At 74.5% G+C, this 14,448-nt stretch carries 13 protein-coding genes; 7 read left to right on the top strand and 6 right to left on the bottom strand.

Annotated features, from left to right (window positions below; genetic code table 11):
• Nucleotides 1-9: 9 nt before the first annotated feature.
• Genes PIJ49_RS14095 through mtrA form a run of 3 tightly spaced genes read right to left on the bottom strand, consistent with a single transcriptional unit; the run spans nucleotide 10 to nucleotide 4,078 of the window.
• Nucleotides 10-1,689 (bottom strand): LpqB family beta-propeller domain-containing protein, encoded by a 1,680-nt coding sequence (locus PIJ49_RS14095; RefSeq protein ID WP_271826887.1) that lies wholly within the window; start codon nucleotides 1,687-1,689, stop codon nucleotides 10-12.
• Nucleotides 1,689-3,398 (bottom strand): MtrAB system histidine kinase MtrB, encoded by a 1,710-nt coding sequence (gene mtrB, locus PIJ49_RS14090; RefSeq protein ID WP_235426343.1) that lies wholly within the window; start codon nucleotides 3,396-3,398, stop codon nucleotides 1,689-1,691. The genes PIJ49_RS14095 and mtrB overlap by 1 nt, the downstream gene beginning before the upstream one ends.
• 5 nt (nucleotides 3,399-3,403) lie before the next feature.
• Nucleotides 3,404-4,078, bottom strand: a complete 675-nt coding sequence (gene mtrA, locus PIJ49_RS14085; RefSeq protein WP_066658387.1) for an MtrAB system response regulator MtrA — start codon at nucleotides 4,076-4,078, stop codon at nucleotides 3,404-3,406.
• Between the two features lie 150 nt (nucleotides 4,079-4,228).
• Here mtrA and PIJ49_RS14080 point away from each other — a divergent pair, with 150 nt between their 5' ends.
• From PIJ49_RS14080 to PIJ49_RS14060, 5 genes are read left to right on the top strand one after another with little or no spacing between them, the layout of a single operon-like run.
• Nucleotides 4,229-5,602 carry a glycerophosphoryl diester phosphodiesterase membrane domain-containing protein gene (locus PIJ49_RS14080; RefSeq protein WP_271826886.1) on the top strand — a complete coding sequence of 458 codons (1,374 nt, stop codon included), beginning with the start codon at nucleotides 4,229-4,231 and terminating at the stop codon, nucleotides 5,600-5,602.
• Nucleotides 5,599-6,234 carry a DUF4129 domain-containing protein gene (locus tag PIJ49_RS14075; RefSeq protein ID WP_144411323.1) on the top strand — a complete coding sequence of 212 codons (636 nt, stop codon included), beginning with the start codon at nucleotides 5,599-5,601 and terminating at the stop codon, nucleotides 6,232-6,234. The genes PIJ49_RS14080 and PIJ49_RS14075 overlap by 4 nt, the downstream gene beginning before the upstream one ends.
• Entirely contained in the window at nucleotides 6,231-7,487 is a 1,257-nt protein-coding gene (locus PIJ49_RS14070; protein WP_271826884.1) for a DUF4350 domain-containing protein, read from the top strand. Before PIJ49_RS14075 ends, PIJ49_RS14070 begins: the two co-directional genes overlap by 4 nt.
• Nucleotides 7,484-8,551, top strand: coding sequence for an AAA family ATPase (locus PIJ49_RS14065; RefSeq protein ID WP_374109591.1), 1,068 nt, complete (start codon nucleotides 7,484-7,486; stop codon nucleotides 8,549-8,551). Before PIJ49_RS14070 ends, PIJ49_RS14065 begins: the two co-directional genes overlap by 4 nt.
• A complete protein-coding gene (locus PIJ49_RS14060; protein WP_271826883.1) occupies nucleotides 8,551-9,909 on the top strand; it encodes a DUF58 domain-containing protein in 1,359 nt (452 codons plus the stop codon). Before PIJ49_RS14065 ends, PIJ49_RS14060 begins: the two co-directional genes overlap by 1 nt.
• Nucleotides 9,910-9,951: 42 nt before the next feature.
• Here the strand turns inward: PIJ49_RS14060 and PIJ49_RS14055 are convergent, their stop codons facing one another.
• Nucleotides 9,952-10,947, bottom strand: a complete 996-nt coding sequence (locus PIJ49_RS14055; RefSeq protein ID WP_066654991.1) for a stage II sporulation protein M — start codon at nucleotides 10,945-10,947, stop codon at nucleotides 9,952-9,954.
• Between the two features lie 62 nt (nucleotides 10,948-11,009).
• Between PIJ49_RS14055 and PIJ49_RS14050 the strand changes: the two genes are divergently transcribed.
• Nucleotides 11,010-11,879, top strand: a complete 870-nt coding sequence (locus PIJ49_RS14050; RefSeq protein ID WP_271826881.1) for an RDD family protein — start codon at nucleotides 11,010-11,012, stop codon at nucleotides 11,877-11,879.
• A gap of 58 nt (nucleotides 11,880-11,937) precedes the next feature.
• Here PIJ49_RS14050 and ahcY read toward each other — a convergent pair whose 3' ends face one another.
• Nucleotides 11,938-13,416, bottom strand: coding sequence for an adenosylhomocysteinase (gene ahcY, locus PIJ49_RS14045; protein WP_271826880.1), 1,479 nt, complete (start codon nucleotides 13,414-13,416; stop codon nucleotides 11,938-11,940).
• Between the two features lie 186 nt (nucleotides 13,417-13,602).
• Complete coding sequence (locus PIJ49_RS14040; protein WP_066654995.1) at nucleotides 13,603-13,827, bottom strand: DUF3499 family protein; 225 nt, start codon at nucleotides 13,825-13,827, stop codon at nucleotides 13,603-13,605.
• Between the two features lie 92 nt (nucleotides 13,828-13,919).
• Here PIJ49_RS14040 and PIJ49_RS14035 point away from each other — a divergent pair, with 92 nt between their 5' ends.
• The gene (locus tag PIJ49_RS14035; protein ID WP_066654996.1) at nucleotides 13,920-14,360 is read left to right on the top strand and encodes a metallopeptidase family protein; all 441 of its coding nucleotides are present in this window, start codon (nucleotides 13,920-13,922) and stop codon (nucleotides 14,358-14,360) included.
• The last annotated feature ends 88 nt before the right edge of the window (nucleotides 14,361-14,448 follow it).

Below are 14,448 nucleotides of genomic sequence, written 5' to 3'. Positions count from 1 at the left end.
CGTGCCGCGTCAGCGCTGGGTACCGAGCACGTCCGCGGTGACCCCCGTGGTGTCCCAGCGGCCGCCGGTGGACTGCAGGACCGTGCCGTCCGCCATGCGCAGCAGGACCGATCCGCCGCTGCCGCCCGCCACCGAGGACGCCGTCCCGTCCGGCTTCGGCAACGTCGTCGACTGGCCACCGACCGTCGACCGGACGACCTCGGGGCCGGCCTCCGTCTGCCCGACCGACACGACGTCGCTGTCGTTCACCCAGGCCGCACCGACGGCGTCACCCGTGGTCGCCTGCACGCGCACCGGCGAGCCGAGGCTCGTCGGCGTGCGGTCGCTGCCGCGGACGATCGCCATCACGTACAGGGCGGGCCCGTCGCCCGTCTCGATGAGGGCGAGCGCCCGTGTGGAGTCGCGGGAGACCTGGAACGAGACGAGCCGACCGCGTGGCAGCGTCGTGGCGACCTCGTGCGGGTCGCCACCCAGCCCGTAGGCCGTCACCCGGCTCGTGTCGTCACCGCTGCCGACCCAGACGAAGCCGAGGTCGTCGAGCGTCGGCGGGACCAGTCCGTCGGTCGCGTCGATGCGGAGCGCGTCCCGACCGCGGACGACGACCACGCCGCTGGCGTTGCCCACCGCGGCGACCGTGCCGGACGTGGAGAGCGAGAACGACTCCGGGTCGAGGGAGGCGATCGTCGTGCTCGCGTCGCCGCCGAGGGCCGCGACCCGACCGTTGCCCGTCGCGTACCCGACCTCGTCGTCGCGGTCGACGAGCGGTCGCGGGTCGACGTCGGGGTTGAGACGCGCCATCGCGTCCTGCTGCTCCGGCTCGGCGAAGGTCGCCCCCTCGATGGTGATCGAGACGGACGACACCGAGGCGACCGACGCGAGCGAGCGGGTCAGCTGCTCGCGCATGCGCGCCTTGTCCTCGCCGCTCGAACCGAGGGCGTCGCGCGACAGGTCGACGAGCGCGGAGCCGTTCTCGATCGTGACCGCGTTGAGCGAGAGCTGCGTCCCCTCCGGGAAGGCCGACACGACGGCGCCCTTGAGCCAGTCGGACGGCCCGGCCAGCAGCGCGCTGGCGATGCGGGTGCTCGTGGACGACCGGGCGAGGAACCACCGTTCGTCGGGTACGAGGTAGCGGTACGTCGGATCGAAGAAGTACAGCGCGTGCTGCTGGAACTGCGACTCGAAGCTCACGGGCGTGAGGATGATCCCGTCCGGGGCGTAGGCGATCCGCCACTCCCCGCCCTCGCGGACGAACTGGAACGTCAGGGTCGACGTCGTCGGCCGGACCGCCTGGGTGTACTCGCCGTCGGCGTCGACGGTCGCACTGGCGGTCAGCGTGTAGGTGAGCTCGCGGTCGGCGACCCGCTCGATCGCGCCGCTGCCCTGCAGGACGGTGACGCCGCGGCGCGGGTTCCACTTCTCGGCGAACCCCGTGGCGAGGAACTCGCGGGCGGTGCCGTAGTCGTCCTGCGCGCCGGTGCCGGCGGCGACGAAGCCGCGCAGGATCGCGGTCTGGTCCATGCCGGCGACCGGTCGGTCCGGGCGGAGCTCGAAGCCGGAGATCGCCTCGTCCTTCACCGACTGCCCGGTACGCACGCCGCCACCCGTCGGGATCGCCGCGCACGCAGAGAGGGCGACCACGGAGAGCGCCGCGAGCGTCACCACCACCAGGGTCCGGAGTCGTGCGCGCATCAGTCCTCCCCCCGGACGGCGCGGGGGCCGTCGTAGGTCTCGTCGAGTTCGGGCAGCGGGATGGCGGAGGTCGCGGTGCCGAGCGACTCGCCACGCGGCAGGGTCAGCACGAACGTCGAGCCCTCGCCGGGGCGCGACCACACGTCGATCCGACCGCCGTGCAGGTTCGCGTCCCCGAGGGAGATCGCGAGACCGAGGCCGGTGCCGCCGATGGTGCGCTTGCGGCTCGGGTCGGCGCGCCAGAAGCGGTCGAACACCCGCGCTGCGTCCTCCGGTGGCATCCCGACGCCCTGGTCACGGACCGCGATCGCCACGGACCGGGAGTCGCTGTCGACGACGACCTGGACGGGCTTCGCGTCGCCGTGCTCGACCGCGTTGCCGACCAGGTTCCGCAGGATCCGCCGGATGCGCTTCGCGTCGAGCTGCATCGTGGTGTGGCCGCCGGGGGTGACGAGCTGCAGGTCGACGCCGGCACGGTCGGCGAGCGGGCGGAACTCCTCGACGATGTCGGCGGCGAGCGCGGCGGGCACGACGGGTTCGGTGTCGAGCTGCACCGCCTGGGCGTCGTAGCGGGAGATCTCGAGCAGGTCGGCCAGCAGCAGCTCGAAGCGCTCGACCTGTGCGTGCAGGAGCTCGGCGGACCGGCTCACCGACGGCTCGAAGGCGTGCCGCGAGTCGTAGAGCATGTCGCCCGCGAGCCGGATCGTGGTCAACGGCGTGCGGAGCTCGTGGGAGACGTCGGACACGAAGCGCTGCTGCACGCGGGAGAGCTCGGCGAGCTGGGTGATCTGCCGGCTGACCGCGTCGGCCATGTCGTTGAAGCTGCGCGCGAGGATCGCGATGTCGTCGTGACCCCGGACCGGGATGCGCTCGTCGAGCCGGCCGGCGGCGATCTTGCGACTCGTCTCGGCGGCACCGCGGATCGGCACGACGACGAGCCGCACCACGAGCGAGGTGACGAGCGCGATGAGGACGATGAGTGCGACGCCGCCGACCGACAGCGTCTGTGACACGAAGTCGAGGGTCTGCTGCGCGTCGGACAGGTCGTACACGATGTAGAGCTCGTACTGTCCGGCGCTCGGGACCTGCAGGACGGACCCGACGGCCAGGCCCGGCTCGCGGCGGCCGCCGTCGTCGAGCTGCACGGGCTGCAGGCTCAGTCGCCCGGTGTCCTTCCCGACCTCGCGGCGCAGGGCGTCGGTGATCACGGCGTCCGGGAAGCCCTGGCTCGCGAGGTTCTGCAGCGTCTGGGGCGTCGACTGGCCGGGCGTCCGCTCGATGGCGATGCTCGTGCCGCCCGGGCTCGTCGTGTTCGAGAGGATCGCCTGCTGCGCCTCGCTCTGCAGGGTCTCCAGCTCGGTCTGGTTGTTGTCCTCGGCCGCGGTCGCCGCGTCGAAGATGCCCTGCGCGACGATCGTCGCCCGGGCCGACTCGGACTCGATCTGGTCGCGGCGCTGCGCGTAGACGTTGTTCGAGATGCTGATCATGACCGCGGTACCGATGACGGCGACCGCGAGGCCGGTCGTCGCGACGGTGATCGCGACGCTGCGCACCATGAGCGACCGGCGCCACAGCCAGGCGACCGCGTACCACCCGCGACGGAGCCAGCGGCGGAGCCGACGCCGCACACGGGCGGCGCGACCGGGGAACCCGCGGCCGGCCCGCGGTGCGCCCCCGCCCGCCGCGGTCCCGGACGACGCCGACGGCACGGTGCTCAGGCTCCTCCGGCCCGGTAGCCGACACCGCGGACGGTGGTGACGATCTTCGGGTTGTCCGGGTCGTGCTCGATCTTCGCGCGGAGCCGCTGCACGTGGACGTTCACGAGCCGGGTGTCCGCCTTGTAGTGGTAGCCCCAGACCTGGTCGAGGAGCATCTCGCGGGTGAAGACCTGGTTCGGCTTCTCGGCGAGCGCGCGGAGCAGGTCGAACTCGAGCGGGGTGAGCGCGATCACCGTGTCGCCGCGACGGACCTCGTGCGCGGCGACGTCGACGGTCAGGTCGCCCGCGTGCAGCACCGACGCGTCCCCCGCCGTCGGCCGCAGCCGCGTCTTGATGCGCGCGACGAGCTCCTTCGGGTTGAACGGCTTGACGACGTAGTCGTCGGCACCGTTCTCGAGGCCGGCGACGACGTCGGCGGTGTCGCCCTTCGCCGTCAGCATGATGATCGGGGTGCCGCTGTCCGCGCGGATCCGCTTGCAGACCTCGATGCCGTCGATCCCCGGCAGCATGACGTCGAGCAGCACGAGGTCGGGCTTCGTGCTGTGGAACGTCTCGACGGCGTCGTTGCCGTCGGCGCTGAACTCCGGGTCGTACCCCTCGGAACGGAGGACGATGCCGATCATCTCGGCGAGGGCCTGGTCGTCGTCGACGACGAGGATGCGCGGTGTCATGTGCATGGACTCCGTGGGACGGGCGGCGGTGCCGAGAGCCGGCACCCACAGTCACGATAGCCGAGCACCCGTCGCACCGGGATCTTGCGACAGTATGGGTGCACGGTCGCGCGTTCCGCTGCGCGACACGAGCACGACGAGGGGGCGGCGATGGCCGACTGGCAGGTTCCGGGATCCGGTGGGGGCGAGGACCGGGCGGGAGGCCCGTCCCACCCCGCAGGGCAGCCGTCGTCCGCAGGGTGGTCGGGGCAGCAGCCGTGGCCGGCCCAGCAGGGCTGGCAGCAGCACGCCGGCCCCGGGCGTCCCGGTCCCGGTCCGCAGCGACCGCCGGCGCAGCGCCCGGTCGTCCCGCTCCGTCCGCTCGGTCTGGGCGACGTGCTCGCGGGGGCGTTCACGGTGTTCCGGCGGAACCCGCGCGTCCTGCTCCTCTGGAGCCTGCTGCTCAGCGGTGTGCTCGGGCTCCTCGCGACGCTGGCGAGCACCTTCGGGCAGCAGTCGCTGCAGGCGCGCATGTCATCGGCGGTCGAGGCCGGCGGGAGCGGCGCGGGGGACGTCGTCGCCGGGTCCGTGACCCTCTTCCTCGTGCTCTCGGTCGGGCTGCCCTTCCTGGCCTACCTGGGCCGGGCCTTCCTCGTCGCGCCGGTCGCGGCGGACACCGGGCAGCGCGTGCTCGGGCGCCGCGCGAGCTTCCGCGGCCTCTGGGCGCTCCTCGCCGGTCGGCGGTGGCCGGTCCTCGCGTGGATCCTGCTGCAGCTCGCCGCGGGCCTGGTCCTCGGCGCGGTGTTCGGCGGACTCGTGGTCGGCATCGCGGCCGGTCTGGTCGCGGGTCGCTCCGGCATCGGCGGCTTCATCGGCGCGTTCTTCCTGCTCGCCCTCGGCGCGCTCGTCGTGGTCGCCTGGCTGGCGACGAGGTTCGCGTTCACCGTCCCCACGATCGCCCTCGAGGGCCGGGGCGTCTTCTCGGCAGCGGCGCAGTCGTGGCGACTCACCCGCGGGGCGTTCTGGCGCACCTTCGGCATCGTCCTGCTCGTCCAGGTCGCCTTCGGGATCGCGGGGTCGATCGCGTCGATCCCGCTCACGTTCGGCACGGTCCTGGCCATCGGCGCCTTCGACCCGCTCGGGCAGACGGGCGCGGCCGCCGGTGTGGGCGTCGGGGCCGTCGTGACCATCGTGCTCGGTGCGCTGCTGTCCATCGCCGTGCAGTGCGTCACCGACGTGCTCAGCGCCTCGGTCCTGACCTTCCTCGCCCTCGACCGCCGCATCCGCACCGAGGCGCTCGACCAGCGGATCGCCGCGCACCTGGACACCGGGGAGCCGTCGGACCCGTTCGCACCGGCGCCCGCCGTCGCCCGCCCGCCGTGGCCCGGTCAGCAGGGGCCCGGACAGCAGGGCCCCGGACAGCCCTGGCCCGGACAGCAGGGCCCCGGACAGCCCTGGCCGGGTCAGCCGTCGACGCAGCAGTGGCCCGGCCCACAGCAGCCGTCGCAGCAGTGGCCGGGGCAACCGTGGCCGGGCGGCTCGTGACGCTCGGTCCGGACGAGGCACGTCGACTGCTCGAACGCGAGCTCGAGCGAGCCGACTACGACGGTGCGCGCGCGACCTGGTGGGACCGGGCCTCGCGCCACGTGCTCGAGTGGCTCGGGTCCTTCCGCCCGGGCGGCGGGCTGGACTCCCCCGTCCTCGGGCAGTCCGTGCTCTGGATCGCGGTCGTCGTGCTCGTGGCGGTCGTCGTGCTCGTGGTCGTCGCCCGCGGTCTCCCCCGTCGCCGGGCCCGCACCGCGCGGTCCGACGACGGGAGCGTCTTCGACGCCGACGACGTCCGGTCCGCCCGCGAGCTCGGCGACGCCGCCCGCTCCGCCCTGCGCGCGGGCGACTGGTCCGCCGCGGTCCTCGACGGGTACCGCGCCGTCGCGCGCGGACTCGCCGAACGCGACCTCGTGCGCGAGGTCCCCGGCGCCACGGCACGGGCCGTCGCCGGCCGCGCGGCACCGTGGTTCCCCGACCACGCGGACCGGATCGACCGGGCAGCGCGCGCCTTCGACGACGTCCGGTACCTCGGCACCGAGGCCGACGAGGCCACGGCACGCTCGGTCATCGACACCGAGGCGACGGTGCGCGGTGCCCGACCCGCGGTCGCACCGGCGGTGTCGACGTGAGCGCCGCCGCGACCGCGATCCGCGTCGTCCGCGCCCCGGGCAGGCTCGGTCGTGTCGCCTTCTGGGTCGTCATCGTGCTCGTCGGCCTGCTGCTCGCCGGGCTCACCGCGGCGGTGCAGTCCTCCACCGACCCGTCCCGCGAGCCGCTCGACCCGGCCTCGACGACGGCGAGCGGTGCCCGGGCGCTCGTCCGGGTGCTCGAACAGCAGGGCACCCGGGTCGACGTGGTCGACCGCGTGGACGGCCTCGACGGCGACGCACTCCGCGGTGCGACGGTCCTGGTCGACGACTCCGCCGGCGCCCTCGACGCCGGGGTCGCCCGCCGACTCGGTCGCTCGGCCGAGCACGTCGTCCTGGTCACCACGGACCAGGCCGCACTCGACGCCCTGGGCCTCGACGTGGTCGCCGCCGGCCCCGTGCTCGGGGACGACACCGTCGCGACCACCGGGTGCGCCGTCCCGGCCGTCGCCGCCGCCGAGCGCATCACCACGAGCGGCCAGGGCTACCGCCCGCCGTCGGACGGCCCCGTCCCGTCCGGCACCGACCTCTGCGCCACGACCGGCAGCGGGGACGACCGCGTCGCCGGCATCGTCCGGACCGCCACGCCCGGCGGCGACGTCACCCTGGTCGGCACGACGGGGGCGCTGCGGAACGACACGATCACGACCGCGGGCAACGCCGCCTTCGCACTCGACCTGCTCGGTTCCGGTGACCGGCTCGTCTGGTACACGCCGACCCGGACGTCGGCCGACGCCGCGCCGACGATCGGCTCGCTCGCACCGTCGTGGGTGCCCGGCGCCCTGCTGCTGCTCGGCCTCGTCGCGGTCGCGGCCGGTGTCTGGCGCGGTCGCCGGCTCGGGCCGCTCGTCGTGGAACGGATGCCCGTGGTCGTCCGCGCCTCCGAGACCACCGAGGGGCGCGCACGCCTCTACGCCAGGACCCGGGACCGCACGCACGCGCTGGACACCCTGCGGCTCGCAGCGCTCCGACGGGTCGGGCACCGCCTCGGGCTCCCCCGCGGTGCGCACGTCGACGAGGTCGTCCGTGCCGCGGCCCGCGCGACCGGTCGTCCCGACCCCGCCGTCGGCGCCGTCCTGGTGGGCGGCCCGACGACCGACGACCGTGCGCTCCGCGACGGCGCAGCGGCCCTCGACGAGCTCGAGCGTGCCGTCCGCGCGGCGACCGGCGCCCCCGTCCCGCAGACCTCCACCCCCCGAACGCCCCACCGCAACCGACGAGGAGCACGACCGTGACCGATCCGTCACCCGCCCAGGAACCGAACGGCACGACCCGGACCGACGCTGCGTCCACCACCAGGACGCGGCCCGCCACGGAACCGGACGCCACGGCACGCCCGACCGGCGGCACCGACGCGCTCCGGGACGCCTTCGGCCGGCTCCGCGCCGAGGTGGGCAAGGCCGTCGTCGGCCAGGAGGGCGCCGTGTCCGGGATGATCGTCGGCATCCTCGCGCAGGGCCACGTCCTGCTCGAGGGCGTCCCCGGCGTCGCGAAGACACTGCTGGTGCGCAGCCTCGCAGCGGCCATGTCGCTCGACACGAAGCGCATCCAGTTCACCCCGGACCTGATGCCCGGGGACGTCACGGGCTCGCTCGTGTTCGACGCGTCGACCGGCACCTTCCCGTTCCGCGAGGGCCCGGTCTTCACGAACGTGCTGCTCGCCGACGAGGTGAACCGCACGCCGCCGAAGACGCAGTCCGCACTGCTCGAGGCGATGGAGGAACGCCAGGTCAGCGTGGACGGCGCCGCGCGGCCGCTGCCCGACCCGTTCTTCGTCGCCGCGACGATGAACCCCATCGAGTTCGAGGGGACCTACACGCTGCCGGAGGCGCAGCTCGACCGCTTCCTGATGAAGCTCACGCTCGACGTGCCGCCCCGGGACGTCGAGTGGCAGGTGCTCCGTCGGCACGCGGACGGCTTCGTCCCGCGGGACGTCCGGTCCGCCGGGGTCCGGCCGGTGCTCGGCGTCGACGAGGTCCTCGCGGCGCAGCGGGCCGTCCGCGCGGTGGGGGCGCGCGACGACGTCCTGGCGTACGTGGTCGACCTCGCCCGCGCCACCCGGCAGGCGCCGTCCGTCCGCATCGGCGTGAGCCCCCGCGGTGCGACGGCGCTCCTCGCCGCCGCGAAGGCGTGGGCGTGGCTCACCGGCTACGACGCGATCACGCCGGACCACGTGCAGGCGATGCTCCTGCCGGTCTGGCGGCACCGGCTGCGCGTGGCCGCGGACGCCGAGCTCGAGGGCGTCGGGGCGGACGGGGTGCTGCAGCAGGTCGTCGAGCAGGTCCGGGTGCCCTTCTAGTGGCCGTCTCCGGTCGCTTCGTCGCGCTCCTGGCGGTCGCGATCGTCCCCACGGTGCTGCTCGGCAGCGCCTGGGGCGGCGTGGCGTGGGCGGCCGTCGTGGTGCTCGCCGCCGGGCTCGACGTCCTGCTCGCCGCCGATCCGGGCTCGGTCCGCGTCGAGCGACGGATGCCGCAGCTGGTCCGACGCGGCAGCACCGCCGACGGCACGCTCGTCCTGGCGAACGACGGACGTCGGCCGCTGCGCGCGGTCGTCCGGGACATGTGGGAGCCTTCCGCCGGCCACGGGCCGCACCGGATCCGCTCGACGGTGCCCGCCGGGGAACGCCGGACCGCCCGGGTGCGCTTCACGCCCTTCCGTCGCGGCCGTCGCACCAGCGCCGGGGTCGCCGTCCGGTCCTTCGGCCCGCTCGGCCTCGCCGCCCGGCAGGCCGTCCTGGACGCGCCCGGTTCGCTGGTGGTCACGCCGCCCTTCCGGTCGCGTCGGCACCTGCCCTCCCGGCTCGCCCGGCTCCGCGAACTCGACGGTGAGACCACCCTGCAACTGCGGGGTCACGGGACGGAGTTCGACTCTCTGCGCGACTACGTGCGCGGCGACGACGTGCGGTCGATCGACTGGCGCGCGACCGCCCGGCGGCAGGACCTGGTCGTCCGGACGTGGCGACCGGAACGTGACCGCCGCGTCGTCATCGTCGTCGATGCCGGTCGTGCCGGCGCCGGACGCGTCGACGACGAGCCGCGGCTCGACACGTTCATCGAGTCCGCGCTGCTGCTCGGCGCGCTCGCGACGGCTGCCGGCGACCGGGTCGAGCTGGTCGTGCTCGACGACACCGTCCGCGACCGGGTGCACGGTGCGACGCGGACCGACGTGGTGCGACGCTTCGGCGAACGGCTCGCACTCGCCGAGCCGGGCCTCGCGGCGACGGCGTGGTCGGCGGTCCCGGCAGCCGTCGACGCCGTGACGACCTCACGTTCGTTCGTCGTGCTCCTGTCGAGCCTGGACTCCGTCGGCGCCTCGGCCGACCTGCTCGCGGTGCTCCCCCGGCTCGCGCGACGGCACGCCGTCGTCGTCACGAGCATCGCGGACCCGGCCGTCGAGCGGATGGCGAGCGGGGTCGCCGAAGCCGGTCACGGGACACCGGAGCAGCGGGACGGACGGGTGTCGCGCCTCCTGGCCGGGTCCGGTGCCGAGCGCGACGTCTACCGACGAGCGGCCGCGGAACGGACCCTGCTCGACGCGGACGGCGTCGGGGACGTCGCACGCCGGGCCGGCGCCGAGGTCGTGCGCGGTGGGCCCGGGGCCGTGCCACCGGCCGTCGCCGACGCGTACATCCGCGCGAAGGCGGCCGGCCGGCTCTGAGCCGCGGGCGGCGGGCGCACGACCCACAGCGCAGCCCTCGGCTCAGCCCGCGGTGAGCGCCGTCGCGCCGCGCTCGAACTCCTCGACGTCACCGCGCTCACCCGCGCGGAACGCACGGCCGCCGAGCACCCACTGGTACCAGAGCACCGCGGCCAGTGCGACCGTGCCGATGCCGATCTTCACCGGCCACGGCCAGTCCTGGCGGGTCACCACGCCCTCGACCAGCCCGGAGAGGAGCAGGGTGAGCGCGAGACCGACCGCGACCGTGAGGAGGGCTCGACCGTCCTCCGCCAGGGCCTGCGCCCGCGTGCGCGCACCGGGGGCGATCCACGACCAGCAGATCATCAGGCCGGCGGCACCGGCGAGGAAGACCGAGTACAGCTCGAGCTGACCGTGCGGAGCGATCCAGAGGAAGAAGTCGCCGAGCCGCCCCTGCGAGTGCATGATCGCCGCGGAGACGCCGAGGCTCACCGCGTTCTGCACGATCGACACCGGGACGTAGAGCCCCGTGATGCCGAAGGCCACCATGCGTGCCGCGATGAAGGCGTTGTTCGACCACACCTGCGCGGTGAACGCCCCCAGGCCGTGATCGGAGTAGTACGCCTGGAAGTCCTCCGTCGCGTACTGCCGCAGGGCCTCCGGCGTGCCGAACGTCGTGACCGCTCCCGGGGTCGACGCGATCCACACGGCCACGATCGCCGTGATCGCGACCGTTGCCGCCGCGACCCAGACCGTGACCCAGCGGATGCGGTACAGCGCCGCCGGGAGGTGCCGCGCGAAGAACGTCGTGACGGCGGTCAGGGGGTCGACCGGCGTGCCCGTGAAGCGCAGTCGTGCGCGGAACACGGTGCGGGACAGGCGGTCCCCCACCGCGGAGCCGGGCGCGACGCCGCGGACCCGCGCGAGGTCGGTCGCGACCTCCTGGTAGCCGCTGACCAGTCGGTCCGCGTCCGCGCCCGACCCGTGTCGGGCGCGGGCGAGCCGGTCGACCTCGTCCCAGCGGTCGCCGTGCACCGCGCTGTAGGCCTCCAGGTCCACGTGCCTCCCCCGATCGCGCACACCGGGCCCCCGAGGGGACCCGCTCACGACAGAATGATCCCATGGGGAAGACGCGCGTGCCACGCGACCTGTCCGACGCCCGTTTCGGCGGGACGCTCGACGAGACCGCCGACGAGCTCGTCGTCGGCGAGGCCGTCGCGCTCGACGTGCAGCCGGCCGGCATCGTGCTGCGACTCGCGGCGGCGCTGCTCGACGGGGTCTGCCTCGTGGCGCTGCTCGCCATGCTGCTGTTCGGGCTCGCGAGGGTGTGGCCGCCCGGCGCCGACACCGTGTGGCTGCTGCCCCTCGGCATCGGGGCCGCGGTGACGGTGCTCGTGCTCGTCCCGGCCGGGATCGAGACCGTCACGCGGGGCAAGAGCGTCGGACGGTACGCCGCCGGGACCCGGGTGGTGCGGGTCGACGGAGGCGCGATCGGGTTCCGGCACGCCTTCACCCGCGCACTGGTCGGGCTGCTCGAGCTCTGGTCCACCCTGGGCTCCGTCGCGTTCGTCGTGGCGCTGTTCGGCTCGCGCCCCAGACGCCTCGGCGACCTGCTCGCCGGCACCTTCGTGCAGCACGAACGCGGCGCACGTCGGCGCGACGTGGAGGTCCTGCTGCCGGTCGAACTCCTGCCGTGGGCAGCGGTGGCGGACGTGTCGGCGCTGCCGCAGCGGCTCGAGGACCGCCTCGGGGCCTTCTTCCGCTCGGCGGCCGACCTGCGGCCGGAAGCGCGCGAGACCGCCGCGCGGATGCTCGCGGCGGCGGTCGCGGAGCACGCCTCCCCGGTGCCGGACGTCCACCCCGAGGTGTTCCTCGCGGGCGTCGTCGCCGTGCGGCGGGAGCGCGACGTGCGGGCACTGCGGGCGCGGGCAGCACTGCTCGACGGTGCGGCGGCCGTCGCCGGGGCGCGGCCGCCGGGCTTCCCGCGCTGAGGCGCTGCGCCGCCCCGCGCGGCGACGGGAGCCGCGCAGCAGCGCGGCGCCGGCGCGGTCAGTACCGGTAGTGGTCCGGCTTGTAGGGGCCCTCGACGGGCACACCGATGTAGGCGGCCTGCTCCGGCCGGAGCTCGGTGAGCCGGACCCCGAGGGCGTCGAGGTGCAGGCGCGCGACCTTCTCGTCCAGGTGCTTCGGCAGCACGGAGACCCCCGTCGGGTACTCCTCGCGCCTCGTGTGCAGTTCGATCTGCGCCAGGACCTGGTTCGTGAACGAGTTGCTCATCACGAACGAGGGGTGCCCCGTCGCGTTGCCGAGGTTCATCAGCCGTCCCTCGCTCAGCACCAGGACCGAGCGGCCGTTCGGCAGCCGCCACTCGTGCACCTGCGGCTTGATCTCGACCTTCTCGACCCCCGGCAGCGCCTCGAGCCCCGCCATGTCGATCTCGTTGTCGAAGTGTCCGACGTTCGCGACGACCGCCAGGTGCTTCAGCGCGAGCACCTCGTCGACCCCGACGACGCCGAGGTTGCCGGTGCAGGTCACCACGATGTCGACCTCGCCGGCGACGTCCGCCAGCCGGGCGACCTGGTAGCCGTCCATCGCCGCCTGCAGTGCGCAGATCGGGTCGACCTCGGACACGACGACCCGGGCGCCCTGGCCGCGGAGCGCCTCGGCGGCGCCCTTGCCGACGTCTCCGTAGCCCACGACGAAGGCGACCTTGCCGCCGATGAGCACGTCGGTTGCCCGGTTGAGCCCGTCGGGCAGCGAGTGCCGGATGCCGTACTTGTTGTCGAACTTGGACTTCGTCACCGAGTCGTTGACGTTGATCGCCGGGAAGCGCAGCTCGCCCTTCCGAGCGAGCTCGTACAACCGGTGCACGCCCGTGGTGGTCTCCTCGGTGACGCCCTGCACCTCGGCCGCGATGCGGGTCCAGCGGTCGGTGGAGCGCTCGAGCGACGCGGCGACGGTCGCGAGCACGATCCGCCACTCGGCGCTCGCGTCGGCCCCCGGCTCCGGAGCACGTCCGGCGGCCTCGGCGTCCGCACCGGTGTGCAGGAGCATCGTCGCGTCCCCGCCGTCGTCGAGGATGAGGTTCGGCCCCGTCCACGACTCCCCCGCGGCAGCGGCCTCGACGCTCCAGTCGAAGATGCGGTCGGTGCACCACCAGTACTCGTCGAGCGTCTCGCCCTTCCACGCGAACACCGGGACGCCCGCGGATGACGCCGGGGTCCCCGTCGGCCCCACAGCGACCGCCGCGGCGGCCTCGTCCTGCGTGGAGAAGATGTTGCAGCTCGCCCAACGGACCTGCGCGCCGAGGGCCACGAGGGTCTCGATGAGGACCGCGGTCTGCACGGTCATGTGCAGGGACCCGGCGATCCGCGCACCGGCGAGCGGCTGCGACGGCCCGAACTCCTGACGCAGGGCCATCAGGCCCGGCATCTCGTTCTCGGCCAGGCGGATCTGGTGGCGACCCGCCTCGGCGAGGGCGAGGTCGGCGACGCGGAACGGGGCGGCGGTGCGGGTCTCGGTCGACATGGCGTCAGTCTGGCACGCCGGGAGGCGCGGACCGTCAGACGACGTCACGGACGTCGGGCGGGCCTCCAGGCCGCACCGGGAGACGCTGGACGGACCGGCTCACCTCCGGTGGGCGGGCCACCGGAACCGACGCACGCGGCGGCCGTCGGTCGGCGGCGTGGGCCACCGGGACCGCGGTGCGCGGCCTCAGTCGGCGGGCGCTGCGTCCCGCCGGATCGGTTCGCGCCGCACGACGTCCCAGCCGCGGGGCACGCGCAGGCGGGCCGCGTGGCGGGCGCAGAGGTCGTACCCGTGCGGCTCGACACGGGTGGAGAGGGGCCCGACGACGACCATGGAGTCGCCGTAGTCGTACGTCAGGGTCGCCGAGGCGCTCGCGCCACAGGCGACCTTGCTGCAGATCCGTACGTCCATACCGGCACCGACCCTACCGGGCGGACCACCGCGACGGCCTGCCGAGGGCCGTCGCCGGGGTCGGCCACGCCCTCGCCGCGTACGATGGCGGGATGCGTCGGAAGCACCCCACCGTCACCCCCGTCGACCGCGCCCGTGGTCGGTCACGGCACGGACGCGGTGGCCGGTCGAGTGTCACCGGACCGGAGCTCGCGCCCGTCATCACGCGCGCCGAGACGTTCGACCGCATCGTCGGCGACACCGCCCACTACCTGGTGGGGCTCTGGCCGGACGAGCTCGCCGGGGTGGTGTTCCAGGTGGCCGACATGCCGACCGACCAGACGCTGCCGGACCGCCTCCCCCGCTGGCGGGTCGACCGCGGCGACCGGCGCGTGACGCTGTTCCGGATCCCCGTCGAGCGGGTCACCCGGAGTCCGGAGAAGGACGACACGGACCGCCGCGTGATCATCGAGACCGCGGTGTTCCGTGCGGTCGGCGAGCTCATCGACAAGGACCCGTGGGACCTGGCGCCCGACCGGTACCGCCACTGGTGACCGACAGGGAACAGCACCCACGGCCGGACCCGGCACCCGACCGGTACCGCCACCGGTGACCGACACGGACCAGCACCCACGGCCGGAC

Origin of the sequence: Curtobacterium uvaldense (assembly GCF_028307415.1) — a bacterium.
Taxonomy (GTDB): domain Bacteria; phylum Actinomycetota; class Actinomycetes; order Actinomycetales; family Microbacteriaceae; genus Curtobacterium.
The sequence above is the reverse complement of the archived record's forward strand: the minus strand, read 5'-3'. Positions and strand labels throughout refer to the sequence as shown.

Bases quoted from the DNA above. Each gene is read 5' to 3' on its own strand.
- PIJ49_RS14095 (WP_271826887.1), bottom strand. From the start codon at position 1,689: ATGCGCGCACGACTCCGGACCCTGGTGGTGGTGACGCTCGCGGCGCTC.
- mtrA (WP_066658387.1), bottom strand. From the start codon at position 4,078: ATGACACCGCGCATCCTCGTCGTCGACGACGACCAGGCCCTCGCCGAG.
- PIJ49_RS14050 (WP_271826881.1), top strand. From the start codon at position 11,010: ATGGGGAAGACGCGCGTGCCACGCGACCTGTCCGACGCCCGTTTCGGC.
- PIJ49_RS14080 (WP_271826886.1), top strand. From the start codon at position 4,229: ATGGCCGACTGGCAGGTTCCGGGATCCGGTGGGGGCGAGGACCGGGCG.
- ahcY (WP_271826880.1), bottom strand. From the start codon at position 13,416: ATGTCGACCGAGACCCGCACCGCCGCCCCGTTCCGCGTCGCCGACCTC.
- PIJ49_RS14040 (WP_066654995.1), bottom strand. From the start codon at position 13,827: ATGGACGTACGGATCTGCAGCAAGGTCGCCTGTGGCGCGAGCGCCTCG.
- PIJ49_RS14035 (WP_066654996.1), top strand. From the start codon at position 13,920: ATGCGTCGGAAGCACCCCACCGTCACCCCCGTCGACCGCGCCCGTGGT.